Below are 24,203 nucleotides of genomic sequence, written 5' to 3'. Positions count from 1 at the left end.
GAGAGCAGGATGAAATTCAGTGAACAATGGCTGCGCGGCTGGGTAAGCCCGCAGGTAAGCCGGGACGAGCTGGTTGCTCGCCTGTCGATGGCCGGCCTCGAGGTCGATAGCGTGACCCCCGCCGCCGGTGAGTTCAGCGGTGTGGTCGTGGGCGAGGTGCTGGGCACCGAGCAGCACCCGGACGCTGACAAACTGCGGGTTTGCCAGGTCAGCAATGGCGCGGAAACCTTCCAGGTCGTCTGCGGTGCGCCCAATGTGCGCCCGGGCCTGAAGATCCCATTCGCCATGATCGGCGCCGAACTGCCGGGCGACTTCAAGATCAAGAAAGCCAAGCTGCGTGGCGTCGAGTCCAATGGCATGTTGTGCTCCCAGGCTGAACTGCAGATTGGCGAAGGCAACGATGGCCTCATGGAACTTCCGGCTGACGCGCCGGTGGGCCAGGACATTCGTGAATACCTGGGCCTGGACGATGCGAGCATCGAGGTCGACCTGACCCCGAACCGCGGCGATTGCCTGTCCCTGGCCGGCCTGGCCCGTGAAGTTGGCGCGTTGTATGCCGCTCCGGTGACGCGCCCTGTGGTGGCGAGTGTGCCGGCTGTGCACGATGAAGTGCGTTCGGTTGAAGTACTGGCGCCAGCGGCGTGCCCGCGTTACCTGGGCCGTGTGATCCGTAACGTCGACCTGTCCAAGCCGACGCCGCTGTGGATGGTCGAGCGCCTGCGTCGCGCCGACGTGCGCAGCATCGACGCTGCCGTCGACATCACCAACTATGTGATGCTGGAGCTGGGTCAACCGCTGCATGCGTTCGATCTCGCCGAAATCAACGGTGGCATCCGCGTACGCATGGCCGAAGAAGGCGAGAAGCTGGTGCTGCTCGATGGCCAGGAAGTGACCCTGCGCAGCGACACCCTGGTGATTGCCGACCACGCCCGCGCCTTGGCGATTGCTGGCGTAATGGGCGGCGAGCACAGTGGCGTATCCGCCACGACCCGCGATGTATTCCTGGAAAGCGCGTTCTTTGACCAGATCGCCGTCGCTGGCAAGGCGCGTTCCTATGGCCTGCACACCGACGCCTCGCACCGCTACGAGCGTGGTGTGGACTGGCAGTTGGCCCGTGAAGCCATGGAGCGCGCCACCGGCCTGCTGCTGGACATTACTGGCGGCGAAGCCGGCCCGATCATTGAGACCGTCAGCGAACAGCACCTGCCCAAGATTGCACCGGTTACCCTGCGTGCCCAGCGCATCACCCAGATGCTGGGCATGGAAATGGCCCCGGCCGAAGTCGAGCGCCTGCTCAGCGCCCTGGGCCTGAACATCAGCGCCGATGGGGCAGGGCAATGGCGCGTCGAAGTGCCAAGCCATCGCTTCGATATCAGCCTGGAAGTCGACCTGATCGAAGAACTGGCTCGCCTGTACGGCTACAACCGCCTGCCGGTTCGCTACCCGCAAGCGCGCCTGGCCCCACAGGCCAAGACTGAGGCCCGTAGCAACCTGCCGGAGCTGCGTCGCCTGCTGGTGGCCCGTGGGTATCAGGAAGCGATCACCTACAGCTTCATCGATCCACGCCAGTTCGAACTGTTCAGCCCAGGTGTCGAGCCGCTGTTGCTGGCCAACCCGATCTCCAACGACATGGCCGCCATGCGCTCGTCCCTGTGGCCGGGCCTGGTCAAGTCGCTCCAGCACAACCTGAACCGCCAGCAGGATCGCGTGCGTCTGTTCGAAAGCGGCCTGCGTTTTGTCGGTCAACTGGAAGGCTTGAAGCAAGAGCCGATGCTGGCCGGTGTTGTCTGCGGCAGCCGCTTGCCGGAAGGCTGGGCGCAAGGCCGTGATGTCGTCGATTTCTTCGACGTCAAGGCTGATGTCGAAGCGGTGCTGGGTTTTGCCGGTGCGCTCGACGCGTTCACGTTCGTGCCTGGCAAGCACCCGGCGTTGCACCCGGGGCAGACCGCGCGCATCGAGCGCGAAGGGCGTGAAGTCGGTTATGTGGGGGCAATTCACCCTGAACTGTCGAAAACCCTGGGGCTTGATCGTCCGGTGTTCGTCTTCGAGCTGGTACTGGCCGAAGTGGCACAGGGGAAAATGCCGAAATTCCAGGAGTTATCGCGCTTTCCTGAAGTGCGTCGTGACCTTGCATTGCTGGCCGATCGCGACGTTGCCTCCAGCGCCGTACTGGACGTAATCCGTGAAAATGCAGGCGAATGGCTCACGGACCTCAGGCTATTTGACGTGTATCAGGGTAAAGGTATTGATCCGCATAGAAAAAGCCTTGCAGTCGGCTTGACCTGGCAGCATCCATCGCGCACTCTTAATGACGATGAGGTGAATACCGCAACGCAAAACATCCTCACCTCGCTCGAAACCAGGTTGAACGCCACGTTAAGGAAGTGACGTATGGGGGCTCTGACGAAAGCTGAGATGGCGGAACGTCTGTATGAGGAGTTGGGCCTGAATAAACGGGAGGCCAAAGAATTGGTCGAACTGTTTTTCGAAGAAATCAGGCACGCTCTGGAAGACAACGAGCAGGTCAAATTGTCCGGTTTCGGCAATTTCGACCTTCGGGACAAACGCCAGCGGCCTGGCCGCAATCCGAAAACGGGAGAAGAAATCCCGATCACGGCTCGCCGTGTGGTCACCTTTCGTCCAGGGCAGAAGTTGAAGGCCCGAGTTGAGGCTTATGCTGGAACCAAGTCATAACGACGAACTACCCGTCATCCCGGGCAAACGCTACTTCACCATTGGTGAAGTCAGCGAGCTGTGTGCGGTAAAACCGCACGTGCTGCGCTATTGGGAGCAGGAGTTTCCTCAACTCAACCCGGTCAAGCGCCGCGGAAACCGCCGGTATTATCAGCGACAAGACGTGCTGATGATCCGGCAGATCCGCGCGCTGCTCTATGACCAGGGGTTCACCATCGGCGGCGCGCGCTTGCGCCTCTCCGGTGATGAGGCCAAAGACGACACAACCCAGTACAAACAGATGATCCGCCAGATGATCGCCGAGCTTGAAGATGTACTGGTGGTGCTCAAGAAATAAAATTTCTGCTTTTAAATACTTCCAGTTTTCAAAAGCTTGCGATATATTCCTGAGCGTTCCGCTGAGAAGCGAAACAAGATTCACGCCTAGTCGGGGCGTAGCGCAGTCCGGTAGCGCACTAGCATGGGGTGCTAGGGGTCGAGTGTTCGAATCACTCCGTCCCGACCATATTCACTGAGTAAAATCAGGCAGTTAAGCCGATCAGATAGATCGGCTTTTTTGTGCCTGCGCAAAACCCGCGCAAAACCCGCGCAAAACCCGATGAAGAATTGGCTCCTCAAAGGTGAATTTATGGTCAACGTAGAGTTCAGCAAGAAGCACGATCAGCGTTTCGAAAAGCACTTTACTGCCCAAATGGATGACATAACCCTCATCTTGAAATGCCATCTAATGCTCGAAGAAATGCTTCGCGATTTTTGCTCGGAGATGGTGCCTCAGCCTCAGTTTTTGAAGGATTCTCGATTTACGTTCGCTCAGATTTTGGACCTGTCCAGAGCCTTATATCCGGATGACATAAAGCTTGGAGGGATGGTTGAGATGTGGTCGTTGTGCGAGAAACTTAACCGTATTCGCAACATGATGGCCCACGCGCTAGATCCGGACGCTTCAAAACTAGATGGGCATAAAGCCGCAATAATTGAAGCTGTTCGGTCAAGGGGGCCGGGAAATACCAATTCACTGGAGTTTGTGGGGTGCCTCACGTACATACTGGGGGCGTTCAGCTTAATACTTCAGGTCGGGGTGACCCATTATAGAGGGGAGGACTTTCGGGATATCCCAAGGAAGTAGTCACATCTCGGATATCTCGCTGATATCTAGATCCGGAATCGCCTCGGACCAAATGATTTCTTGGTGGTCCCGTTGGTAGTTTTTGGTCATGCCCTCGCTCGCATGGCCTGCGATCTTCTGCCCATCCTTTCCGGCTTTCTTGTACAGGTGCAGTGAAAACGCCCGCACTTCATGGAAGCCTGGCATCTCCTCCTTCCATCCCGCGTAGCAGTTCGCCGCCGCCCTGACCTCTTTGAATGCTCGCGTCAAATACCGCTCCTCAACCTTCGTCCAGTGGTCCTTTGTCTGCGCCTGTTTCTGTTTCTTGCGATCAGGCCGGCGATGAATCAGGTACGGCGAAACGATGTCATCCCGGCACCGGCTGATCACAGCCTGAAGCTCATCGGTCACTTTGAACCGAATCCAGGCCGCGTCACTAGCCTTGGCCGTCTTTTGCTGAACCACATACAGAAATCCCCCCCGAATTCCATCAAACCGCATATTCAGGATGTCGGTGCGGCGCTGGGCTGTTATCAGTGCCAGGTCGATTGCGTTCTGCAGCCAGGCCGGCGAATTCTCGAATAGCCTTTAACCCATCGACGGTATGCCGCTTGCGCTGCTTCTTCTCGATCCGGTTGATCGTGCTGGCTGCTGGGTTGTCTGGACACAGGCCTTTGGCCGCCGCGTGATTGAATATGTCGATCAGCAGGGCGCGGCACTGGTTGGCCGTGCGCGGGGTGAGCGCGTCCAGCATTTCGGCGATCATGCGGATCGTAATTTGCTCCACTGCCTTGCCTTCGAAGTGTTTCCGAAATCGCCGGAAGTGGACGGCGTATAGGCCCAGAGTGCCCTTGGCGGGCCATGGAGGACAAACCTGCCGAGAGACCCGACCAGACTCTTCAGCGTGCCGCCGTGTGAGAAGCCGTCCCATTCACCTTCTTTGCCGACGTTGATGCGGGCGCCGGTGTAGTCGTCATGAAGCCAGACGACTCTCCCGCGGGCATTCATCGACAGGTAGTCGTCATGGCCCGAGCCTTTGTTGCGGAAAAAGTGCTGGCCGCAACCGGCTATTACCTGCAAGAACTCGTTGGCGGCGGTGAGTCGTTCCTGGCGCCGCCGGCCCAGGGTTATCTTTCTGCGGGCATGGGTATGTTCTTGCTGGGGCATGCCCGGGTGGTGGAGGGTGGTGAGGGATCAGCTACAGTTCAGCGATCAGCAAATGGAGGTGGGTATGAGCTGCTACATCTGCGGTAATGAAGTTGAGGCTGTTGTGTTCGCCGATGTCGAGGACTGTCCGTGCCCGGACTGCGGGCACCACCGAATATCAGGAACGGCTATTGCGCTGCACAAGCAGAACAATTGGAAGTTCGACGTTGATCTGGCGCGGCGATGGATCGCATCCCAGCAAGGAAGCGGCACCATTCCGCTAATCGATTCAAGCCGAGCGGCATCACTGATTTAAGCGGCCGCCTTCAGCGCCTCGATGACCAGCTTGCCCGCTAGCGGCGGTACCGCGTTGCCGGTCATGTGCATGGTCAGCCGGTGGTTATCCGGACGCTTTGTATCTGGGCCGAAAGACTGGGCGGCCAGAACCTCATCCGCCGAGAGCATGCGCATTTCATCACCACGCACCAGGGTCCAGCGGTCCAGCGTTGTGGTGGTGCCGATTGGCCGGTCCAGGCTGCGCCCGGTCGGGCCGGACCCCGAACCGTAGTAAGGCATAATGAAGCGATCGCCGAAGCGCTCCCGGCCGTTCTTCACGCGAAGGAGTGTCGATTCGGCGCGACCGGGCTTATCGATCTTGCTCCACTTGCCGGCGTCGAAGTCGAGGATGTCGCGCGCGGGTACGTGCTGGCACTGAGGTAGCTGAAGATGCAACGGCGCCTTACTGCGGGAGCGGATCATGAACAGTCGCACTCGGTGCTGGGGAACGCCAAGGTCGGCGCAGTCAACAATGTGAGGTGCCAGTGCATAACCCAAGCGCTGCATTGCATCCGCCCAGGCTGGGTACAGCACCCAATCCATGAACTCCGGAACGTTTTCGATGATGGCGAAGTCTGGGCGATTTACCTCTGCGTTCGACTCCGGCGCCCAGGCAGTCGATCTTGAATTGTCATGCTTTGGGTTGCCGTTATCCCGGCCCCTGGCCTTGGTGTGACCCTGGCAGCAGGGAGAGGCTAGCATCAGGTCATGTTTCGGTACCTGCGACCAGTCAGCCTGGTGCAGATCCTGGCAGACGTGCTGCGTTTAAGGATGGTTGGCGCTATGCCATTCCACCGCGGCGGGCCAGTGGTTGGCCGCCCAAAAGACATCAAGGCCGGCGGCGCGGCCACCAGTGGTCCATCCGCCGAGACCGGCGAACAAGTCGATTGCTGTATCCATGCGGGATCCTCGCCGGTTGGCGTGATTCGAGTTTGTGGGCTATTGGTTGATGGTCCGGCATGGGGCCGGACCAAGGAGAAAAAAATGGCTGACCCTGTTATCAAATACATGTTTGTTGATCGCGCGCCGGCTCACCTCATATATCAAGCTGCAGATGGTGTAGAGCCACTGGTCCTTGAGTGGGAGGGGAGGCCAGGTGCCTTCAAGGTGAGACTTAAGCCAGGGCAGTACAGCTGGACCGGCAACGAAACAGGAGATGGAACAGTTACGATCGAGCTGGAAGATGGAACTCCATTCACTGGAGTCGTGATATCGAGCTTCCCCGTCAGCGTGCCCGACGATGCGTTCGGTCCTATCGATCTCGAGCTGAATATTCAGCAGGATGACTGATCCTGGATGCGTAGCATGGGGCCGGATCAGGCGGCGGACTGTTCGGCGGTGAAGAGGTCCCAGGCGGCCTTATCGCCCTGGGCTACATACCATTTCAGCTCCAGCCCGTCTCTAGTGTCGCTCACCGAACCACCGTATTGCGCGCCGGGAAACGTGAAGATTGCCTTGTTGCCGCACCAAGGGTAACCGCCGGTGAACTCGGTAAAAATAACGCCTAGCCGGGCCGCTACAACCCGCTCCTTGAACGCTTCGAACTTGGTGTTGCGTGCCGCGACTTCGGCTTCATGCTCCGCCTTGCAGTCCGCAGAGCAGTAGACAACGCGACCATCGAATACAAGCTCAAGCGGGATATCGGTGTCGGTCTCTTCGTCCCAATGGGTTGCATCGCTGTCGCATCTAATACCGCAGTGGTTGCAGTCGAGCCACCAGCCAGCATCGATGTACGCCTTGGCCGGGATAAAGCGCTGATTGGCGTATTGGTCGGCCCACTGAGCCCTGCGGCATGACACTGCGCTGAAGTCTGTGCCGATCTCGTCCGCTCCCTGGCGTCGGGCTGCAGCGTTCGAAGTAGCGAACTGGATTGTTGATTCTTCGGGGTCATTAGTTTCCACGGAATAGGCCAGCACCTTGCGCGGCGCCGTCTCGGACTTTTGGGTCTTGCTCATGGATTATCTCCAGTCGGGCGCCGCCCTCCGTGACCGGTGGTGGCAATTTGGTTTGGGTTGGGGTATTTGTGTTCGGCCCGGCAACGATCGGGCTTAGGCGTCAGAACGAATTCGATTTTTGAGAGTGCTATACAAGTGGATCAAGCCGAACTGGATGAAGCCCTGAATCTCAAAGGGTTCCTGTCTCCCTCGATGGACTTCGTTCGAGAGAGCCTAAAGTCGAATTTTAACAATTCCTTTGCTGCCGCCGAGTCTGCATCTGGCGCTGCACAGCGTTCGATGATGGAGGCAGGCGTCGATTGGAAAGAGCCGCACATGTTGGCTGCATTAGTTTTTCTGCACCGGACAATCAGGAGTTGTCAGGCCGCAATAATTTTGTGCGAGCGAGGGCTCGTCGTTGATGCTCAAACCATCACGCGTTCCGCGGCGGAAGCCTTGTTTCATGGTATGGCGTTGATCAAAGATCCATCCGTATTTCCTAGAATGTCTCGTCAATGTGACATCGATGAGAAAAAGCAAGCCAAGGCGATGATCGACTCCCTATCTGACAAGGGTTTGACCAAACAAAACATAGCTGATTTAACAGAGGTTGTTCTTCGAGGGGAAGGTAACGCGCCAGGTTTTTCAACGCATGACGCGGCACGCGTTGCTGAACTTATGCCTATTTACGACACCCTCTACCGAGGCCTATCAGTTGCAGCAAGTCACGCTACATTCAGGTCGATGGATTCTTCCTTTCAGATAACAGACGAACAAGTTGGCCTTATCACGGGTCCAACCGATCATAATCTGGAATTTACTCTAGGCCTTGTGCAGAGCTGCCTAGACATCGCTCGTAAAGGTCTCGATGAGAACTTCATTGTCCAATGATTCATTGTTCGGCAATTAGAGCGCCGGCACGTCGACTTCGTCGTCGGGCTCTGGCGGATCATCGGCAAGCGACTTGCGGCCCGCCACCTCAATGAGTCGCGACACCTTTTCCGTAACAACAAAAGGAGTCGTGACACATCGAAGCATTCAGGCCTGGGTTTCGAAGTCGGCGCCAATCAGATTGCGTAACAGGTTCTGATGCACCTCCTGCTGGTTGTTGAACCCGTGGGCCTTCATGACCTTCTTCAGGTCAGGCTTGAACACACCCGCCACTTCAACCGTGAACTTCTCGATACCCAGCGCGGCAGCCTTCGCCGCTGCCTTCTCGCGCTTTCGCCGCTGCTTGAGCGCTTCCGCCGTCGGCTGCTTCTCTTCCTCGGCCATGGCCTGCTCCTTCAATTCCACTGGCCGGCAGTGCCAGCCAGGTCTGTCGTTTGCGTTATTGGGTGCGACCGCTGAATCTGCGCATCAGGCGTTTGTCGGGTGCCGAGGCATGCCCGGGCGGTAGAGTGGGGGAATAGTGGAAAACCCACAAGAGGAAAGCGGGGCCGGAAAAGTCGCACCCTCACAATAGGAAGAGGCAGCGCAGTGCTGTCTCCGGGCTTGACCTGTCTGAGGCTTGCTCCTTTGAAAAAATTTATCGCTGACCTGATTTACCAGATCCTGATCGACCTGATTTTTCGTGCCATTGGCTGGCTGTCGGAATGGCTCGCGTCGTTGCCATGGCCGTAAGCTATGCTGCTGCCTTAAGCGCCTCGATGACCAGCTTGCCGGCCCGCGGCGGTACCGCGTTGCCGGTCATGTGCATGGTCAGCCGGTGGTTATCCGGACGCTTTGTATCTGGGCCGAAAGACTGGGCGGCCAGAGCCTCATCCGCCGAGAGCATGCGCATTTCACCACCACGCACCAGGGCCCAGCGGTCCAGCGTTGTGATGGTGCCAATTGGCCGGTCCAGGCTGCGCCCTCTACAACAGAGACCATATCTGAGGTCATCGCATCAATGAGATTTGGATTGAATCTTGCCGTTCACCAAGGTCATACACCATGGTATACGTAAATCTCCGTCCCCCAAGTATAAACTTGCACGTCGCCACTACTGCCCACCTCCTTACCGGAAATTTTTACTATGTCTAGAACTTGCTCATAGGTTATTCCTGGCATAATTGCAGCGTATTTCTTCAAAATTTTAGGGAAGCACCTAGGGTAAAGTTGCCAGCAGGGGAATCGAAGTCAGCATGATAAGGAGCATTTACAGCCCTAGCGTTGATGACCAGATCGCTTACCTAAGAGGAGCGTTAGAGTTACGTGTCCTTGAGGCCTCGGACATTGTGCGATGGGCGGATGATCAGATCATTGCACAGGAAAATCCTGCCTACGAGCTGATAGAGCTTGCACTGATGAGTGACTCGAATCGGTACGACACAGCAAGTCAGTTACTTCGAGTCGGGACGCCCTCCTTGAGCCGCGCAGAGATATTGCCCTATGTGCTTGCCAAGGCACATGAAAAACTTCTTCTAGATTCTGATTTTGGAAAGGTCTTAGCAGAAGGACTGTATCAATCCTGGTTCCGGTCGAATTACGACTTTCCTGACGCTCTTAGCTTGTGCGGCTATTTCGAAGATGCCTATTCATTGGCTGAGAGCGGAGTAGTTGGAACAGTTGACCAGATCAACCGAGAGCTGCTTGAGTTTACTGCTCAGTTCCAGGACTGCAATTTGTTCGAAAGCGCGCTTGGCCGATTGCGCGGGCGATAAAAAGCCCGCTCAGTGGCGGGCTCTTTGATAGAGAAGAGTCCTCTTAAGCTGCTGTTTTTTCTAGTTTCTGAATCTCTTTCGCTCCCTCAAAGGCACTATGTACTGTGACGAGATCAAAATCTTTTTTCTCGGCCATGTCCTGAAGCAACAAAATCCGTTCTTTGTAATTCTTCAGAGCCGCCGGCTTTAGCAATTCGACCGTAGCGTCCTGGGGCAGGACCAGCATCATCGCTGCTTTATGGTCGTGCTTAATGAGCGCGTCATGGTTTTTCAGCTGTTCCAGGCGAAACACCTTGGATGTTGCCGCATCGAACAGGTGGCTTAGTCGGTAATTTGTCGAAAGGCTGCAAACATTCACAGCAATACGGGAGGAGAAGTAGTCGCACTGAAGAGATAGTCGAGATCCGCGAATGGTAACGTCAACCGGTACATTGAAATGCTGGACGAGATTTTTGTCGACTCGCTCCATTGCCTTCTGGACTCTGCGCCAATAGGAGGATCGATCGTGCGCAGACTTCGCATCTTCAGAGTGAACTTGACTTAGGCTTGAACACAGCGCTATGCCTTGAGAAATGATATCGTCGAGGTCGTAGCCAATCCCCTCTCGAGCTTCACCCAGGACAACCCCATGGATGCCAGAGGAGTATCCCTTCACAAAGCCATTTTTGGCGTATGCCATGGCTTTCTTCAGTGCCAACTCCATCATTGATTTCATGCCGTCTGATGAAGCGCCGTACAGACACTCCAAGGCTTTGTCGGTGATGGTAAGGCTGCCCGAAACGTTACCGTTAGCGCCAGCCACCACTCCGATTGTTAGGCGTTCTCCCGATTCTACAATCGGCTCCAAATACACTGGCGCCCATTGAGCTTCAAATGTTGGGAAATCTGGTACTCCTTCAAGATCATGCGCGAGGACGTTCATGGGCTAAGTCTAGATGCGTTTGGCTTAGGCCGAGGCCGCTTTCGAGCAGCTTCGGCATGTGTTGGATTCGATCGGTGAGAAACTCTATCACGGCGTCGACGTGAGCGCCTGTCACCCTGCACGCGCTCGGCATACTTTGTAACGCATGGTTGGGTATGTCTAGATCGGAAAAGGTTAGGGTTGCCTCATTCAGACGTTGTGCCGTCCTGCGCAGTTCAAATTTGGTGACATCTTCGGCCAGGCGTTTGAGTAGGTAATTCTGAATCTGACGATGGGCAACGGTGAGAGGGTCTTGAAGCGCTTCTTCATGATCTATCAGCCAGATTTTTCCGTCGGCGCCCATGAGGATATTTCGAAGGTTACGATCACCGTTTGCTATCAGCTCGTCAAACACGATTGCGGTCCGGACATGGGTCCACTTGATCAAAAGATCATTAACGTCATCAAGGCGAGCAATTCTTGCAACAGGAGTTGCTCCGCAGTCCAGGCTCGCAACGCAAAGAACGTGATCTGCAGCGATGCCTAGGGTCTGGCCCTTTGCGTAAACCGGAATGGTGATCGGAATTGGAAGACTCAGTGCTTGTCCGAGCAGCGATGCAAGCACTTCAGCGTAAACGAGCCTGGCAGGGATCATCTTCACATACGCATTGTATCGGACATGCCCCTTAAGCTGGACGACCCCATAGAAAAGCGGGTGCTGACCACACACAGAAGGATCTATTACTCGCTTGCCTGTAAGGAAAAGCCCCAACTCAATTTCATTTGGGATTTGGTTTTTTGTAGTGGACATCGGCATCGCCCTTATCCTTGAGGCTTTCTTTGTTCAATCCATGCTCAAGCATGGAAAGCAGGTCGTCCAGTTTTCCGCTTCTCTCGACAACAGATAGAGAGGCACTGGCTATGTCCTTCAGTTTTCTGAAAGCTTATCCTCATCATTCCGATGAGCTGTAGGAACGAGCTCGTTGCGTATTTTGAGGGCATGCCCATAAGCAGTGGGAGGTTTTTTCGTTAGCTGCCACGGTAACGAGGAGAGCCAAAGCTGTCAAAGTTTCCCGCTCAATCACCCTGGGTACACCTCGTTTAGGTGGCCGCCAAGCGTCCTCCCTGACCCATACGGCAAAGCTTTGGCTCCGTCCTGATACCCAAACCTCAGGGGTAAGACCCTGGGCCAACACGTCGCGAATACCACTGAACGGCACAAGGCCTTTAATACCTGTCGTTGAGATGTCGCTGAATTCGCGGACAGCGTCGAAACCGGCCTGTGCCTGTTGTTGCTGGGCAACAAAGCCCGGTATTGGAAAGACCCACCCAGTCTTGGCAGTCGTCAACGATCATGGCGACCCCCACCGCGCCAGGCATTAAACGTTGTGCGTTAGCACAACCAACTTGGCTGTGGTACCACGTTAGTGACGAAGGGTGACTCGCCTTTCGCTAAAGCGTCTATGCAGCTCCTCGCAAAGAAGTAATAAGGACATTACGTGCTACAAAGAGTGATTCTGCTGATTCTGATCGCCAGCTTGAGCGGCTGTATGGCCACCGCGATGCGGATGGATTACGACAAGCACCGATGCCCCTACATTGGCCTGCGCTTTGACTGGTGGCTGGTGGGCACATCCAAAGGAAAGCTGATCCCTTTTTTGCTCATCGATGCACCCTTTTCATTGGTGGTCGATACCGTATTCTTCCCCTTCGAATATCAGTACAGCTGCAATTTCTAAGCGGCAGCGATTCTTGCGTGGCGGGATGCCTGTGGCTGCTGCTGGCGTGGGTTTGCGGCCAGGTCTGCGCGAGTTCGATAGTGCTTTTCTAAAGTAGAGGGATTCTCATGAAAGCCGTAGTTTACGAAGCCTTTTCCCAACCCCCGCGTTTGATGACAGTCCAAGACCCGCCCCCTGAGTCTCATGGTGTCGTGGTTCAAGTGCTTGGCACGGGCGTATGCCGAAGCGACTGGCATGGTTGGAAAGGTCATGATCCTGACATCCAGCTGCCTCATGTGCCCGGTCACGAGTTGGCAGGGGTCGTGGCTGAGGTGGGTAAAGACGTCACAAGATGGAAGGTGGGCGATCACATCACCGTGCCTTTTGTCGGTGGCTGTGGGGCTTGTCCGGAATGCAATAGCGGCAACCAGCAGGTGTGTCACAGCCAGTTTCAGCCGGGCTTCACTCATTGGGGCTCTTTCGCCGAGTATGTGGGGATCCACAAGGCAGATTTGAACCTGGTCGCGTTGCCGGAAAGCATGGACTTCGCCACGGCGGCGAGCCTGGGCTGTCGTTTCGTCACGTCGTTCCGTGCGGTTGTCGATCAGGGCAAGGTCACGGCTGGCCAGTGGGTGGCGGTTCATGGCTGTGGTGGTGTGGGGCTGTCCGCAGTGATGATCGCCCATGCTATCGGGGCGAACGTTGTCGCCATCGATATCTCGGACGATAAGCTCAAGCTTGCCCTGGCGCTGGGTGCCGTCGCGACGGTCAACGCGAGCCGCGTGGCGGATGTCACCGAAGCGGTACTCGAGATTACGAAGGGCGGCGCTCACGTTTCGCTGGATGCCCTGGGCCATCCGACAACCTGCTTCAATTCCATCAATAATTTGAGACGGCGCGGCAGGCATGTCCAGGTCGGCTTGATGCTGGCGGGCCAAAGCACACCAGCGATTCCAATGAGCAAAGTCATTGCCTACGAACTTGAGATCTGCGGCAGCCATGGCATGCAGGCTCACCGTTACGGCGCGATGATGGAGATGATCACGTCCGGCAAGCTGGCGCCTGAAAAACTGGTCGGCAAGACCATCAGCCTCGAACAATCGATCGATGCGCTCATGAACATGGACCGGTTTGACACGGCGGGGGTTACGGTCGTGACGCAGTTCTAGGCGTTCGCCGCCGGCTGGCCGAGGGATTCCCGATAATGCGCTTCATCGACTTCGGTCAGGCTCGCATAACCGTCGAAGTGGTAGATTCGATGCTTGTCTCGGGCATAGCGGTCCGTCAGGAATTCCAACGTGCTCAGATCGATCCGCTTGGCGCTCAATGGCCGTCGGTGGCAGAACAACTTGCGCGTGCCCAGTTGCAGGAAATCGGGATGCGGCACGCGGACTTCATCAGGATCGAATGCCACGTCCAGCGGCTTGCCTTCCGAGAGGATCAAAGTGGGGCTGACGGCATAGGTGCCGAGAATGCGAGTATTGGACGGGTGTAGCCGTTTTTTCGCTGCGCCGTAGTAAAACACCGCGTCCCGGTCCTTGGCCCAACCATGCCCACAGGACTCAAAAGTAGCCGCGTGTGCCTTACGAATCGGTTCGGGGGGATGATAGAAAACCCGGTGACAGAACACCGTTTTACCGTCCGTCAGGTAGGGAGAACCGAGTGAGCGGAAGTGCTCTGCGGGTTCCAGGGAAAACCGTTCGGGCACTTGTGTTTGCGTGTTATGAAACGGGATCAGGTACAAGCCTTGGGCATCGCCGCACAGGTGCGTGTCGAGCAATTTGAAACTCGCCGCGTCCAGTCCGTTGATCACGCGTCCATGGAAATACACTTGGTCGCCCAGTTCGAAACCGAGACCGATGGCCTGTAGCGGCTGCGTTTGCGTGGCTTCAGGCTGTACCTGCAAGCGATGCCACCAATAACCTTCCAACTGCGGATGGGCTTCGAAGAAAGGAGCCCACGTCTCTTGCATGGCCGCATCGATGATCCCGCCGGAGCCCAGTGGGCCGTGCTTGTCACCTGCCAGCACGGGCGAGTAATCCTGGTCATTGTGATAGAGCTGGGTCACCACGAAGCTTTCTACGTCGACATCGAGGCGTTTCTGGCGCCGGTAGACGTGCTGTTGATCACGGTAATAGTCGAACCCCAAGTGGCGAAAACTCGGGCCATGGGCGTCGCGCAAGCGGGTCCCGGCGGCGTAGACGAACGCGTCGTCCACGGCAAAATAATCATCCTCGTATTCGCTGGTGCTGACCACGCGGCCGCATTCATCGAACGCAGGCTGCCAGCACTTGAGCAACTGGAAGTCGCCAACGTAGCGGATTGATTTGCCGGTCAGGTAATAGGCCCGTTGCTTGTCCTTGGCGTAGCGTTCGTTCAGCACGGTGAAGGTTGCCAGGTCGGCATTGTCGATGCAGTAGAAGTACTCGTAGGAAATGCTCGAGCCTTGCTGCGCTTGCACGATGATCGACTGCCCATCGGTTCCCCAGCGTTGGGCGAGCATCTGGAAGTCGTCCGGGTTTGCGACCGGCAGCGGCGTGCCGTCCTTCTGGTGCAGGGGCCTGAAGCCCTTATAGACCTGATCGTCGATCACTCGATAGGCCGGGTGGTTGCAATAGCGCACCCGCGCCGTGGCGCTGGCGAGCAATTGCCCCTGCAAAAAGATATTCACCCCATCACAGAACAGGGCGGAGGCTGAAGTCACCGAGGTTGGCGACGCTGCCAACAGGGCCAGGCTGTCAGGTCGTGCTTCGGAAATTTGGGTGATCGCGTACTCGCCGAACCAATAGGCGCCGATTGCGTCGCGCCAGTACTGGTGGCCGAGGCTTTCCAGGCCTTTGTCGAATCGAAACGGCAGGGCCTGAAGCGCGTAGTAGCCGTGGCGCTCCCGGTAGGCCGGAAGCAGGTAGTAGTCGCGCAGCGCATCGCGCAAGATCCACGGATTGCGTCGATGCCGCCACACCGGCTGGCCGGCCAGCAAGGGCGAGGGAGGATAATGCCCAGCGCTGGCAGCTTGAGCTAACTCGCCGGGTCGTACGCCTTCGGGGTTGAGCATGATGTACACATCAGGCACTTGCCCGTCGCCCAGCAGAATACCTTCCATGAACGCGAAGCCTTGATGCCATTCAAGCTGCAGTGGTTCCCAGTCAGCAATAGCCGTGTCTATGTCTGTCATGTCATTGCGACCTGAACGTTTGATGGTTGGCCAAGGACTACACGTTTTACCACGACTTCGACCCCTGGCGAGGCTGGCCCAAGGGTGTATACTTTGGCAAATTTTGTCAAAAAACAGGCAAAGTCATGAGTACCATGAACATCTCCCTGCCGGACGCTCTCAAATCTTTCATAGATGATCAGGTTAGCCAGAGAGGCTACAGCACCAGTAGCGAATATGTGCGGGAGCTGATTCGCAAGGATCAGGATCGGCAGCAGCTGCGTAGCCTGGTACTGGCCGGGGCGGAGTCTGCTCCCACTGTTCCTGTGAATGGCGACTACTTCGAATCCCTAAGGGCCAAGGTGCGCAAGGGGTGAGGATGAAGGCGAAACCCGTCATTCCGCGAGCTCTTGCCAGCCAGGATGTAGAGGACGCCATCAACTATTACCTAGGTGAGCAGGCCGAGCAGGCGGCACTCAATTTCATCGACGCCTTGGAAAACGCCTATACGCATATCAGCCGCCATCCGGCATCGGGTATGTTCAGGTACGCCCATGAGCTGGATCTCCCCGGATTACTCTGCTGGCCGCTGAAACGTTATCCCTATTTGGTGTTCTACGTAGAGTGCAATGAACACATTGACGTATGGCGCGTTTTACACGCCATGCGGGACATCCCTGAATGGATGTCATCATGAATCAAGCAAACCAGTTGGCTACAACGACGTAGCCCAATCTGCAAAGATTGGGCTTTTTCACGCCTGAAAATATGGATCACCAAGCCAACGATCGCCGCTGCCGCGCTCAGAAAATGAACTTGAACAGCGCGATCACCACGATCAGGCCAATCAGGAAAATGATACCTACGGTACCGCCAAGGAATTTCAACATAAGAACGCTCTCATCGGATGGGCTTAATCGTCTAGACCGCTACCGATAACGCTCGTTTCGTTGAATATTCATTCGTGGTGATCAATGAACCGCGAAGGACCTTGGCACCGGCACATGCTCGAATTTTGAAATGGTCTTGATCCAGTAGCGGCGATAGTCCGTCTGGTCCGGTGCCAGCGGTTTGTGGCTCGACCATGGGTGTTTGGCCTTCAGGCTGGCGCGGTACGCCTCCCATTCTTTTTGCTCGGCCACTTCCCTGGCTTTGCTCCGGTCATCGAACCAGCCCAGAACGTAGGCTTCGCCCTGGTCCGTGCCGTGCGCTATCAGCAAATAAATCTCTGTCATGACTGACCTACCGTTCTGTCCTGCGCCCCAGTCGCGGGGTCTTATCCTGGGTATCGGCCGTTACTTGATGTTTTTGAGATTTAACGCAGAAAAACGCTGCGCCCAAAGGTGCGTCTCACGAAATCGATGCACAGTCGCGCAATCACTTCGACTGGCGAGCGCTTCAACGGCGGTTTTGCGCAAATCGGCGCCTTCATCCACGATCCAGACGCCCGGTTCCTGGTCGCGCAGGGCCATTTCACCGAAGCGGGTGGAAATCACGGGAAGGCCTAAGGCGCGGTACTCGTAGTACTTGATCGGGTCCACCGAGGTGGTCAGGCGGTTGAGCTTGAACGGGATCAAACCCACCGAAAACGTTGCCATGGCCTCGACTGCACTGGCGTGGGAGCGCTCGGGGAGCAGCTCGATATTGGCAGGCAATACGCAAGGCGGCGGTGTGAAGAGGGGGCCGATCAGCCGGATCCGGTTTCCGGGATTGGCCTGCGCCAGTGCGACGACCAGGTCCCAATCGAACCAGCGTCCCAGCGTGCCGACATAACCCAGCACCTGTTGTTTGGCACCCAGGTCCAGGTTCTCGACCGGCGCCAGTCCGTGCATGTCACAGGCATTGAGGGCCAGTTCTACCTGGTCGGTCATGCCCAGCAGTCTGTCGCGAAGGGCGCTGGAGGACGCCAGTACTGAGGAGACCCGGCGAATGAGCTGCGCCTGTCGACGTTCCATGGAGGCGCGTGACAGGCCCTGATAAAACGCCGGGAAATCGTCCATGGCATCGTAGATAGTATGGCTTGTAGGGACTAGCGCCAGCAGTTGCAAAGCCAGTTCGGAAGGTTTGCCGATACACATCATGCACGGGCCGTCGGCGGAAAATGCCGCGGCCTCTTTGTACAGGTTGTGCCACAGCCGCTTGAGGAGCATTGTCGAGCCCGGAATAGGCTCGATGGGCAGGCTCCGGGGTTTACAGACCCGCAACCAGGGTGGAACGCTGACACTTTGCGGGTCGGCAACAGGCGGATTGCGCCTGAAATCGTTCAGCGTCGGTAAGCGCGTCGGGTACGGATCGATCCAGAGTACCGGCGCCCCGGTCTGGTTGTGATACCAGTTGACGAAGTGATGAGGGCGCTGGCTGAAGCTGGCCCATGGCACCGGGGACAGGTAGATCATGCGCATGGCTGGAAGTACTGCCGTAAAACGTCGACGATGCGCGCTGCGGCCTTGCCGTCGCCATAGGGGGAAACCCCACGTGCCATGCCCTGATAAGCCTGCGGGTCATCGAGCAGACGCTGTGCCTGTTCGACAATGGTGTCTGGGTTGGCGCCGACCAGCTTGACCACGCCGAGGTCGACCGCTTCCGGGCGTTCGGTTTCCTCCCGCAGTACCAGCACCGGTTTGCCCAGGGCCGGGGCTTCTTCCTGTACGCCCCCGGAGTCACTGATGATCAGGTACGAGCGCTTCATTGCCGTAATGAACGGTGCGTAATCCAGCGGCGCGCAAAGGATGATGTTCGGGGTCAGGCCGAGCAACTGGTGCGCGACATCCTTGACGTTCGGATTGGGATGGACGGGATAGAGGATCTGGATGTCCGGGTTGCGCTCGGCCAGGCGCTTGAGTGCCTGGCAGATATTCTGGAACGGTTCGCCGAAGTTTTCCCGGCGATGGGAGGTCACCAGCACCAGGCGTTTGCCAGGGTCCAGCTGGATGCCCAAGGCAGAATCTTGTGCGGCAGTCATCAGCAAGGCATCGATCACGGTATTGCCGGTCAGGGTGATATCGCTGGCGGCGACACCTTCGCGCAGCAGGTTGTCCACGGCGTGCTGGGTGGGCGCGAAATGCCAGCGGGTCAGTTTGCCGGCGATCACCCGGTTGGCTTCTTCGGGGAACGGATTGCAGAGGTCCCCGGTACGCAGGCCCGCTTCGACATGGCCAAAGGGAATCTGCAGGTAGAAACACGCCAGAGCAGCACTCATGACCGTGGTCGTGTCGCCTTGAGCCAGTACGACATCCGGTTGCTCGGCTTGCAGCACACCCTCGAGTTCAACCAGCATGCGTGAGGTCAGCGCCGTCAAGGACTGGTGGGGGCGCATGATGTCCAGGTCCAGGTCGGCGGTGATTGCGAAACCCTCAAGCACCTGGTCCAGTAGGCCTCGGTGCTGGGCGGTGGCGAGCACCCGACAAACGATATGTTCCTCGGCCTGGAGTGCCTTGATCACGGGCGCCATCTTGATGGCCTCCGGACGCGTACCGACGATGCAGAGTACCTTGCGGGTCATGCCTTGTGATTTCCTATCATTGTGACGAGTGAGCGTGCTATCCGGTCCGCGTTGGCCATGAGGGTCAGCGTGTGGGATTTTTCGGTAAGGCTGGGCAGGCAGGCACCGTCGACAATATGCACGCCGCAAAGGCCGGCGACTTCGCCAAGGCGGTCGGTCTGGCCGATCCTGGGGGTCGAGTGCATGGGCAGGGTGGCCGCGTAATGGATATCCGCCCCCGGCCTGCCGACGGTGAAGCTCATGGGCATCAGCAGCGCGCCCATTTTCCAATAGATCCGCCGCAGCTTTGCCTCGGCAGCCTTCATGAGCTCGGGAAGCTCGGGATGCACGTGGCCGCTGATGCGCAACGATCCGTCGGGGCGCAAAACCGCTGTGTTGTTGGACAGGTGCCCGGGAAGGAAGATATTTCCCACGAGACAAGCGCTGAGCAGGTTTTTCAGCAGTTCGATGCTGTAGCGTTTGCCCATGGGGATCCGGCTGACGAACTCGGTCATCGGCAAGCCTGTGGTGCTGAACGTCGAACCGAAAGCCGTTGCGTTGGACGACAACGCCAGGGCGAACGATAGCTGGCCCAGGCCAAATGTCGGCACCCTTGGAGTCCCGAGCATTTTCGGCAGCCATAACAGGAAGGCTGCCGTCGGCGATGACAGCAGTGGCACCGGGGCCCGGTGGTTCAGGCAGTTGAGGGCGAGCCTGGTGGAGGCCAGGGTGCCCGCCGCCAGCAGCAGGCGCGTGGCACGCAAGCGTCGGGCGCAGCGATGATCGGTAATCGCCCAGGCACCGTCCTGTTGCTGCAGATCGTCCACCAAAAAGTCCTGGACGTGCTGGAACCCTGGGTATTGCTTGAGTTTCTGCAGCTCTTGCGACGCGCTATACAACGCCTGGTTCTGACAGCCCCACAAGCAGTTCCCGGACAGATCGCAGGCCTTGCGCTCGTCCAGGGGCTGGCTCAAGACGGCGACCCTGGAGCGGCCAAGGCGAAACCCCAGGTCGGGAAACCCCGGGCGGCGCCGGGTGTACTGATCGAGCAGGCGCTGATGCAGCGTGTCCAGTGGCAAGGGCGGTTGCGACCATTCGTCGAGGCCGAAGTAGCTGGAAAGGTCGTCGTCGATCCCGCCACTGATACCGATCCGGCGAGCGACCGTTTCGTAGGACGCCAGCATTTCGGAATAATCGATGGGCAGCCCGGCAAAGTCACTGGCGCCCAGCGTCGCCACGCCGCAACCCCAGGCATTGGAGAGGCCGCCGGTTGCCAGAGAGCCTATGCCGATAAAGTTGTCGGTCTCGATGCGATTGCGGGCGCTGAACCCCTCGAAGACATGGGCATGGGTCGGCGTCTTCAGCTTGGGCGATACCGCGTCCAGTTGGTTCAGGGCGTGGAAGTTTTCACCGATCATCCATTTCCACTGGTGCTCGTCGTTTGCCCTGGCGCTGAGAAATGGACGCGTCGGCGGCGTCGCCGAGCCTGTATCGGCCTGGGCATCGACCATGAGGACTTTCAGGCCCGCCTTGACCAGCGGATAGGCCGCCGAAGTCCCGGCCGGGCCACTGCCGACAATGATCACATCAAATTCAGGTTTCACGGTGGGCTTCACTTCCAAGCAACAGCCGGCGGGCAAAGGGGCGGCCTAACAGCGCCGTTGTCTTCCCCGCCAGCGCCTTGACCGAGGTGAGTCCCAGCGCAACCAGCGTGGCGACAAGGCTGCGCGGTTGCCGGGCACCGAGAAATACCTGCGCGCCCTGGGTGCTGGCTTCGGCGATACCGAGTGCAACATGAAGGCGCCAGGACAGTTCCCGGCCCTCGGGCTGGAGCAGGACACCCGCATCGTCCAGGAGTGTCAGGAGTATCGGCCAGCGCATCATCAAGCGTGAATGGAGGATGGGATGGGTTTTACCCGCACGCTCCAATGCCCGGGTGTAGCGACTGACCAGGCTTCTTTGCGGCGGGTGTTTGAGCAGGTACTTCAAGAGGATCGCGGCTTCTTGCAGAAGTTTTCGGCGTTGCCCATGGCCGGAGCGATGCATGCCCTGGGCAAGGGGGCGCAATTGGATGCCGAGTTTTCGCAGGGAACGCTCGCTGTCCATGGGCGGCAGGTGGATGAGGGAAAAAATCCGTTCCAGCCCCAGTTTCGCGCCCAAGGATTGCCCGAGTGACAGGCGCAGTAGCCTGAGCAAGGCCACCGGCAGAGGGACTGGCAGGCGAGCGGCACGCACCCGGTGCGTCGCAATCGACATCAGGAAGCGGTCAAAGGCAATCGGCTGCACGGCGCCCAGGTTGAGGATCTCGGCGCGGATGTCGTCGCGCGCCAGGACCGCTAGTATCGAAGCCGCGAGGTCGTCGACATGAATGGGTTGTACGCAAGGCGCCGGCATGAGGATCGGCACAAACGGGCTTCGGCGAACCAGCCCTGATAGCACACCAAAGAGCCCGCGTTCGGGGCCGCCATACACTTGACCGGGACGGATCACGATGCCCCCGGCGGCCAGTACTTCTTGCTCGATACGCCATTTTGTCCGGCCGTAAACGCCAGGGGCCGTGGCTTCGGCGGTTTGGCTGGAGATGAAGACAAACCTGGCCGAGCCTTGTTTTGCGCAACGGATCAGCGCCTGGGCCGCCTGGACTTCGCCGTCTGCGTCGGTGTGAACACCTGTCGAGGTATCGGCAGCCAGATGGATCAGCGCCTGAGTGCCGGCCGGGCACTCGGGGGCCGGGCCTCGCAGGTCGTAAGGAAGCCAGGTATAGGGGGCGTGGCACGGTTGGCGCGTGGCGCAAATGACCTCGTGTCCGCTTGCCGCCGCGAGGGCTGACAAACGTTGTCCGATATAGCCTGTCGCCCCGGTAATCAGTAGCTTCATCGTCATGCGCCTTCGGTGCGGTCAGCGGAAACAGGCGGGCGCGTATCGGCATGAAACACGAACAGTTTGCTGATCCAGTAAGTCAGCACCACGCAGGCCACATCGCAGACAAACTTCACCGCGGCAGGGCTGTTGACGAAATACAGCCCCACGCTGAACAGCGCCGAAGCGAGAGGAATATTGATTGCAAGCAATGAGAAGTAGCGCACCGCTTGAGCCTTGCTGCTGGCGTGGCTCGATTGAAATGTGAAGTGCCGATGCAAGAAGAACGCGAACACACCCGCGACGCCTTTGCCGGCGATGTTGGCCAGGACGGGTTGATCCTTGAACAGCGCCATCAACAGCAAAAAAGTCCCCATGTCCAACCCATAGGCCATGAGCTGGATGGCGCCGTACCTGATAAAGGTCAAGGCTTCCTCCTGATGACCACGATGTGATGCAGCGCCAAGACTCGTTTCAACGGATACAGCAGCTTTTCAACGACCTTGAGCACAGGAATCAGCGCGTCAGGCAACAACTGGCGAAAGTTCAAGCCGCCGGAAATCAGGTAGCGCAGATAATTGCCGCAGATCTCCTGGTGAACGATTTCCAAGCCTGGGTGCTTGCGCTCGAACGCCTGCCTGTCGCGAACGAAGATGATGTAGCTGAGGGCCTGGTTGGCACCGTTCATGGGCCCGGTCGACGGGGTTTCCCAAGACGGGAAGTGCATGTCGAAGCCTTCGGACTTGAACAGGCGCTTATAGAGAAAGGCGGCAAAAGGGCCGTGGAAGGGCTCGATCAGAATGGCGCCGCCGCCGCTCTTGAGTGTTCTTTCCAGCTCTGTGAAGAACCGATCGGGATGAGGAAAGTGGTGAAAACAGTTCTGGCCATAAAAGGCCCGGACCGAGTGATCGTCCAGGCTCATTGCCTCGGCATTGAGCGCCATGTCCAGTCGCTCGGTAGCGACAATGTCCGTAGCCAGTACTTCAGGGTACGAATTACGCATGGGCGCGATGCCCGCCCCCAACTCCACCTCAAGACCCTCGACCTTGAAGTAGCGGTCTGCCAGGCGATGAAACGTGTGGTGGAACTCCACGAAGACTTCTCGAAGCATTCGCTTGCGCTCAAGCACTTTGCCGTGAAGCTCGAGGCGTTCGCTGCCATCGACGTCCAACGTCTTGAGCGAGGGGTCCGATAAAAAATCTCTCAGCGCTTTAATGAGTTTTCTTCCCGCAATGACGTTGCTTTACCACGCCTGGATTGCCGTGGTCGGCTGGGTACGGAGGCGATGTCATAACCGAGGAACGCCATGATCAACTGCAAGCCCATGAGCATGGGCAGCGCGCTGAGCATCACGGTTCCGGCTGGTGTCGCGATGCCATTTTGCGCCGATTCGAACCAGTGGTAACTGCCGAAGAGGATGCCGAACAAGAACATGAGAATCCCGATCGGCAGTTCGATCGAAGCCAGGGACATGTCGCGCAGATAATAGTTGTAGAGCACGCGCTTGGTGAAGTTTCGCAAGTGTTTGAACAGGAATTCACCCACGATTTTCGAGATCTTGAGATGACTGACTTCGTCGCCGTATCGGGCTTCCATCGGAATATCCACCACCACGGCACGCACGGTGTTCAGGCGAAACAGAATGTCGGTCTCGAAAAAGTAGCGTTGGCTGACTTTGTCCAGGGGCAGCAGCCGGGCGACGTCACGGTGAATCGCCGTGTAGCCGTTGGTGGGGTCGAACAGGTCCCAGTAACCCGTCGACAATTTGGCCATCAGCGATAGCACAGCGTTGCCGAACAGGCGAATACGCGGCATCGATTGGACTTCCTCCAGATCGAAAAACCGATTGCCCTTGGTGTAGTCGGCTTCTCCCGCCAGGATCGGTTCGATGAACAGCGGGATCAGGGTTGGGTCCATCTGACCGTCCCCGTCGACTTTGACGATGATACTCGCCCCCTCGGCGAGGGCTGCTCGATAGCCGGTCATGACCGCGCCGCCGACGCCTTTGTTGACGTCATGGGGCAATACTTTGACCCGGGGGTCGTTACAGGACGCCAGGACATGCCCGCCCGAGCCGTCCGGACAGGCGTCGTCAATGACATAGATGCGCCAGACCTCCGGCCCTATGGCCTCTATGACGTCCACTATATGAGCGGTGACCCGATAGCTGGGGATGACGACGGCGACGCGTTGTTCGTCCGTGAAAAGCGCTGTTTTTGAGTTCATCGAT

The 24,203-nt window shown here is 57.8% G+C and carries 25 protein-coding genes, 1 tRNA gene and 4 pseudogenes; 12 read left to right on the top strand and 18 right to left on the bottom strand.

Going from position 1 to position 24,203, the window contains the following annotated elements; all coding sequences use genetic code 11:
• The first annotated feature begins 9 nt into the window (after window positions 1-9).
• The 4 genes from pheT to PSH86_RS20245 all read left to right on the top strand — a co-directional run bounded on the left by pheT (window position 10) and on the right by PSH86_RS20245 (window position 3,199).
• Window positions 10-2,388: a phenylalanine--tRNA ligase subunit beta gene (pheT, locus tag PSH86_RS20260; protein WP_305484559.1), complete on the top strand. Its 2,379-nt coding sequence runs from the start codon at window positions 10-12 to the stop codon at window positions 2,386-2,388.
• 3 nt (window positions 2,389-2,391) lie between these two features.
• Window positions 2,392-2,694, top strand: coding sequence for an integration host factor subunit alpha (gene ihfA, locus PSH86_RS20255; RefSeq protein ID WP_002553164.1), 303 nt, complete (start codon window positions 2,392-2,394; stop codon window positions 2,692-2,694).
• A complete protein-coding gene (locus PSH86_RS20250; protein WP_003179985.1) occupies window positions 2,675-3,031 on the top strand; it encodes a MerR family transcriptional regulator in 357 nt (118 codons plus the stop codon). Before ihfA ends, PSH86_RS20250 begins: the two co-directional genes overlap by 20 nt.
• Window positions 3,032-3,122: 91 nt before the next feature.
• Window positions 3,123-3,199 (top strand) — tRNA-Pro (locus tag PSH86_RS20245).
• 33 nt (window positions 3,200-3,232) lie between these two features.
• Here the strand turns inward: PSH86_RS20245 and PSH86_RS20240 are convergent.
• The 3 genes and pseudogenes from PSH86_RS20240 to PSH86_RS20230 all read right to left on the bottom strand — a co-directional run bounded on the left by PSH86_RS20240 (window position 3,233) and on the right by PSH86_RS20230 (window position 4,966).
• The gene (locus PSH86_RS20240) at window positions 3,233-3,418 is read right to left on the bottom strand and encodes a hypothetical protein (protein ID WP_305484557.1); all 186 of its coding nucleotides are present in this window, start codon (window positions 3,416-3,418) and stop codon (window positions 3,233-3,235) included.
• 402 nt (window positions 3,419-3,820) lie between these two features.
• Window positions 3,821-4,673, bottom strand: a pseudogene (locus PSH86_RS20235) (tyrosine-type recombinase/integrase); the annotation flags it as partial.
• A complete protein-coding gene (locus PSH86_RS20230; protein ID WP_305484555.1) occupies window positions 4,562-4,966 on the bottom strand; it encodes a hypothetical protein in 405 nt (134 codons plus the stop codon). The pseudogene PSH86_RS20235 and the gene PSH86_RS20230, both read right to left, overlap by 112 nt.
• Window positions 4,967-5,030: 64 nt before the next feature.
• On the opposite strand from PSH86_RS20230, the gene PSH86_RS20225 reads away from it, so the two are divergent.
• Window positions 5,031-5,261 (top strand): hypothetical protein, encoded by a 231-nt coding sequence (locus PSH86_RS20225; RefSeq protein WP_305484553.1) that lies wholly within the window; start codon window positions 5,031-5,033, stop codon window positions 5,259-5,261.
• Here the strand turns inward: PSH86_RS20225 and PSH86_RS20220 are convergent.
• Window positions 5,258-6,181 (bottom strand): annotated as a pseudogene (locus PSH86_RS20220) (DNA cytosine methyltransferase). The gene PSH86_RS20225 and the pseudogene PSH86_RS20220 overlap by 4 nt on opposite strands.
• Window positions 6,182-6,265: 84 nt before the next feature.
• Here PSH86_RS20220 and PSH86_RS20215 point away from each other — a divergent pair.
• A complete protein-coding gene (locus PSH86_RS20215; RefSeq protein ID WP_305484551.1) occupies window positions 6,266-6,571 on the top strand; it encodes a hypothetical protein in 306 nt (101 codons plus the stop codon).
• A 26-nt stretch (window positions 6,572-6,597) separates the two neighbouring features.
• Here the strand turns inward: PSH86_RS20215 and PSH86_RS20210 are convergent, their stop codons facing one another.
• Complete coding sequence (locus tag PSH86_RS20210; protein WP_305484549.1) at window positions 6,598-7,236, bottom strand: hypothetical protein; 639 nt, start codon at window positions 7,234-7,236, stop codon at window positions 6,598-6,600.
• A gap of 135 nt (window positions 7,237-7,371) precedes the next feature.
• Here PSH86_RS20210 and PSH86_RS20205 point away from each other — a divergent pair, with 135 nt between their 5' ends.
• Window positions 7,372-8,106, top strand: a complete 735-nt coding sequence (locus PSH86_RS20205) for a DUF5677 domain-containing protein (protein WP_305484547.1) — start codon at window positions 7,372-7,374, stop codon at window positions 8,104-8,106.
• 15 nt (window positions 8,107-8,121) lie between these two features.
• On the opposite strand, the pseudogene PSH86_RS30690 reads toward PSH86_RS20205, so the two are convergent.
• Together PSH86_RS30690 and PSH86_RS20195 are read right to left on the bottom strand one after the other, a co-directional pair.
• A pseudogene (locus PSH86_RS30690) lies at window positions 8,122-8,490 on the bottom strand (hypothetical protein).
• Between the two features lie 349 nt (window positions 8,491-8,839).
• Window positions 8,840-9,070, bottom strand: a pseudogene (locus tag PSH86_RS20195) (DNA cytosine methyltransferase); the annotation flags it as partial.
• Window positions 9,071-9,341: 271 nt separating this feature from the next.
• On the opposite strand from PSH86_RS20195, the gene PSH86_RS20190 reads away from it, so the two are divergent.
• Window positions 9,342-9,860 carry a hypothetical protein gene (locus tag PSH86_RS20190; protein WP_305484545.1) on the top strand — a complete coding sequence of 173 codons (519 nt, stop codon included), beginning with the start codon at window positions 9,342-9,344 and terminating at the stop codon, window positions 9,858-9,860.
• Between the two features lie 43 nt (window positions 9,861-9,903).
• On the opposite strand, the gene PSH86_RS20185 is transcribed toward PSH86_RS20190, so the two are convergent.
• Entirely contained in the window at window positions 9,904-10,782 is an 879-nt protein-coding gene (locus tag PSH86_RS20185) for a hypothetical protein (protein ID WP_305484543.1), read from the bottom strand.
• Entirely contained in the window at window positions 10,763-11,572 is an 810-nt protein-coding gene (locus tag PSH86_RS20180; RefSeq protein ID WP_305484541.1) for a HipA family kinase, read from the bottom strand. The genes PSH86_RS20185 and PSH86_RS20180 overlap by 20 nt, the downstream gene beginning before the upstream one ends.
• 688 nt (window positions 11,573-12,260) lie before the next feature.
• Here PSH86_RS20180 and PSH86_RS20175 point away from each other — a divergent pair.
• Window positions 12,261-12,500, top strand: a complete 240-nt coding sequence (locus PSH86_RS20175) for a YceK/YidQ family lipoprotein (protein WP_305484540.1) — start codon at window positions 12,261-12,263, stop codon at window positions 12,498-12,500.
• Between the two features lie 107 nt (window positions 12,501-12,607).
• On the top strand, window positions 12,608-13,648 hold the full coding sequence (locus PSH86_RS20170; RefSeq protein WP_305484538.1) for a zinc-dependent alcohol dehydrogenase family protein: 1,041 nt from the start codon (window positions 12,608-12,610) through the stop codon (window positions 13,646-13,648).
• On the opposite strand, the gene PSH86_RS20165 is transcribed toward PSH86_RS20170, so the two are convergent.
• Window positions 13,645-15,654, bottom strand: coding sequence for a DKNYY domain-containing protein (locus PSH86_RS20165; protein WP_305484536.1), 2,010 nt, complete (start codon window positions 15,652-15,654; stop codon window positions 13,645-13,647). The two genes, PSH86_RS20170 and PSH86_RS20165, sit on opposite strands and share 4 nt — an antisense overlap.
• 125 nt (window positions 15,655-15,779) lie before the next feature.
• Between PSH86_RS20165 and PSH86_RS20160 the strand changes: the two genes are divergently transcribed.
• On the top strand, window positions 15,780-16,010 hold the full coding sequence (locus PSH86_RS20160) for a type II toxin-antitoxin system ParD family antitoxin (RefSeq protein WP_109754714.1): 231 nt from the start codon (window positions 15,780-15,782) through the stop codon (window positions 16,008-16,010).
• A gap of 2 nt (window positions 16,011-16,012) precedes the next feature.
• Window positions 16,013-16,330 (top strand): type II toxin-antitoxin system RelE/ParE family toxin, encoded by a 318-nt coding sequence (locus PSH86_RS20155; protein ID WP_109754715.1) that lies wholly within the window; start codon window positions 16,013-16,015, stop codon window positions 16,328-16,330.
• 274 nt (window positions 16,331-16,604) lie between these two features.
• Here the strand turns inward: PSH86_RS20155 and PSH86_RS20150 are convergent, their stop codons facing one another.
• The 8 genes from PSH86_RS20150 to PSH86_RS20115 form a co-directional block, all read right to left on the bottom strand.
• A complete protein-coding gene (locus tag PSH86_RS20150) occupies window positions 16,605-16,868 on the bottom strand; it encodes a hypothetical protein (protein WP_109754716.1) in 264 nt (87 codons plus the stop codon).
• Between the two features lie 60 nt (window positions 16,869-16,928).
• Window positions 16,929-18,035, bottom strand: coding sequence for a glycosyl transferase (locus PSH86_RS20145; protein WP_305484533.1), 1,107 nt, complete (start codon window positions 18,033-18,035; stop codon window positions 16,929-16,931).
• Window positions 18,026-19,135 (bottom strand): non-hydrolyzing UDP-N-acetylglucosamine 2-epimerase, encoded by a 1,110-nt coding sequence (wecB, locus tag PSH86_RS20140; RefSeq protein WP_305484531.1) that lies wholly within the window; start codon window positions 19,133-19,135, stop codon window positions 18,026-18,028. The genes PSH86_RS20145 and wecB overlap by 10 nt, the downstream gene beginning before the upstream one ends.
• A complete protein-coding gene (locus PSH86_RS20135; RefSeq protein WP_305484529.1) occupies window positions 19,132-20,718 on the bottom strand; it encodes an FAD-dependent oxidoreductase in 1,587 nt (528 codons plus the stop codon). Before PSH86_RS20135 ends, wecB begins: the two co-directional genes overlap by 4 nt.
• A complete protein-coding gene (locus tag PSH86_RS20130; RefSeq protein ID WP_305484528.1) occupies window positions 20,708-21,991 on the bottom strand; it encodes an NAD(P)-dependent oxidoreductase in 1,284 nt (427 codons plus the stop codon). The genes PSH86_RS20135 and PSH86_RS20130 overlap by 11 nt, the downstream gene beginning before the upstream one ends.
• A gap of 2 nt (window positions 21,992-21,993) precedes the next feature.
• On the bottom strand, window positions 21,994-22,401 hold the full coding sequence (locus tag PSH86_RS20125; protein ID WP_109754721.1) for a GtrA family protein: 408 nt from the start codon (window positions 22,399-22,401) through the stop codon (window positions 21,994-21,996).
• On the bottom strand, window positions 22,398-23,084 hold the full coding sequence (locus PSH86_RS20120) for a class I SAM-dependent methyltransferase (RefSeq protein ID WP_233459493.1): 687 nt from the start codon (window positions 23,082-23,084) through the stop codon (window positions 22,398-22,400). Before PSH86_RS20120 ends, PSH86_RS20125 begins: the two co-directional genes overlap by 4 nt.
• Before the next feature lie 92 nt (window positions 23,085-23,176).
• Window positions 23,177-24,199 (bottom strand): glycosyltransferase family 2 protein, encoded by a 1,023-nt coding sequence (locus PSH86_RS20115; RefSeq protein ID WP_116832909.1) that lies wholly within the window; start codon window positions 24,197-24,199, stop codon window positions 23,177-23,179.
• Window positions 24,200-24,203 lie beyond the last annotated feature (4 nt).

Origin of the sequence: Pseudomonas sp. FP2300, assembly GCF_030687595.1 — a bacterium.
GTDB classification, from domain to species: Bacteria; Pseudomonadota; Gammaproteobacteria; order Pseudomonadales; family Pseudomonadaceae; genus Aquipseudomonas; species Aquipseudomonas bijieensis.
Note: the sequence above shows the minus strand (reverse complement) of the source record. Positions and strands in the feature narration are given on the sequence as shown.

Coding starts and splice junctions, on each gene's coding strand:
- PSH86_RS20210 (WP_305484549.1), bottom strand. CDS start 7,236: ATGAGCAAGACCCAAAAGTCCGAGACGGCGCCGCGCAAGGTGCTGGCC.
- PSH86_RS20155 (WP_109754715.1), top strand. CDS start 16,013: ATGAAGGCGAAACCCGTCATTCCGCGAGCTCTTGCCAGCCAGGATGTA.
- PSH86_RS20115 (WP_116832909.1), bottom strand. CDS start 24,199: ATGAACTCAAAAACAGCGCTTTTCACGGACGAACAACGCGTCGCCGTC.
- PSH86_RS20250 (WP_003179985.1), top strand. CDS start 2,675: ATGCTGGAACCAAGTCATAACGACGAACTACCCGTCATCCCGGGCAAA.
- PSH86_RS20165 (WP_305484536.1), bottom strand. CDS start 15,654: ATGACAGACATAGACACGGCTATTGCTGACTGGGAACCACTGCAGCTT.
- PSH86_RS20215 (WP_305484551.1), top strand. CDS start 6,266: ATGGCTGACCCTGTTATCAAATACATGTTTGTTGATCGCGCGCCGGCT.
- PSH86_RS20150 (WP_109754716.1), bottom strand. CDS start 16,868: ATGACAGAGATTTATTTGCTGATAGCGCACGGCACGGACCAGGGCGAA.
- PSH86_RS20190 (WP_305484545.1), top strand. CDS start 9,342: ATGATAAGGAGCATTTACAGCCCTAGCGTTGATGACCAGATCGCTTAC.
- ihfA (WP_002553164.1), top strand. CDS start 2,392: ATGGGGGCTCTGACGAAAGCTGAGATGGCGGAACGTCTGTATGAGGAG.
- PSH86_RS20145 (WP_305484533.1), bottom strand. CDS start 18,035: ATGCGCATGATCTACCTGTCCCCGGTGCCATGGGCCAGCTTCAGCCAG.
- PSH86_RS20230 (WP_305484555.1), bottom strand. CDS start 4,966: ATGCCCCAGCAAGAACATACCCATGCCCGCAGAAAGATAACCCTGGGC.
- PSH86_RS20160 (WP_109754714.1), top strand. CDS start 15,780: ATGAGTACCATGAACATCTCCCTGCCGGACGCTCTCAAATCTTTCATA.
- pheT (WP_305484559.1), top strand. CDS start 10: ATGAAATTCAGTGAACAATGGCTGCGCGGCTGGGTAAGCCCGCAGGTA.
- PSH86_RS20240 (WP_305484557.1), bottom strand. CDS start 3,418: ATGGCATTTCAAGATGAGGGTTATGTCATCCATTTGGGCAGTAAAGTG.
- PSH86_RS20185 (WP_305484543.1), bottom strand. CDS start 10,782: ATGAACGTCCTCGCGCATGATCTTGAAGGAGTACCAGATTTCCCAACA.
- PSH86_RS20130 (WP_305484528.1), bottom strand. CDS start 21,991: ATGAAGCTACTGATTACCGGGGCGACAGGCTATATCGGACAACGTTTG.
- PSH86_RS20180 (WP_305484541.1), bottom strand. CDS start 11,572: ATGTCCACTACAAAAAACCAAATCCCAAATGAAATTGAGTTGGGGCTT.
- PSH86_RS20170 (WP_305484538.1), top strand. CDS start 12,608: ATGAAAGCCGTAGTTTACGAAGCCTTTTCCCAACCCCCGCGTTTGATG.
- PSH86_RS20120 (WP_233459493.1), bottom strand. CDS start 23,084: ATGCTTCGAGAAGTCTTCGTGGAGTTCCACCACACGTTTCATCGCCTG.
- wecB (WP_305484531.1), bottom strand. CDS start 19,135: ATGACCCGCAAGGTACTCTGCATCGTCGGTACGCGTCCGGAGGCCATC.
- PSH86_RS20225 (WP_305484553.1), top strand. CDS start 5,031: ATGAGCTGCTACATCTGCGGTAATGAAGTTGAGGCTGTTGTGTTCGCC.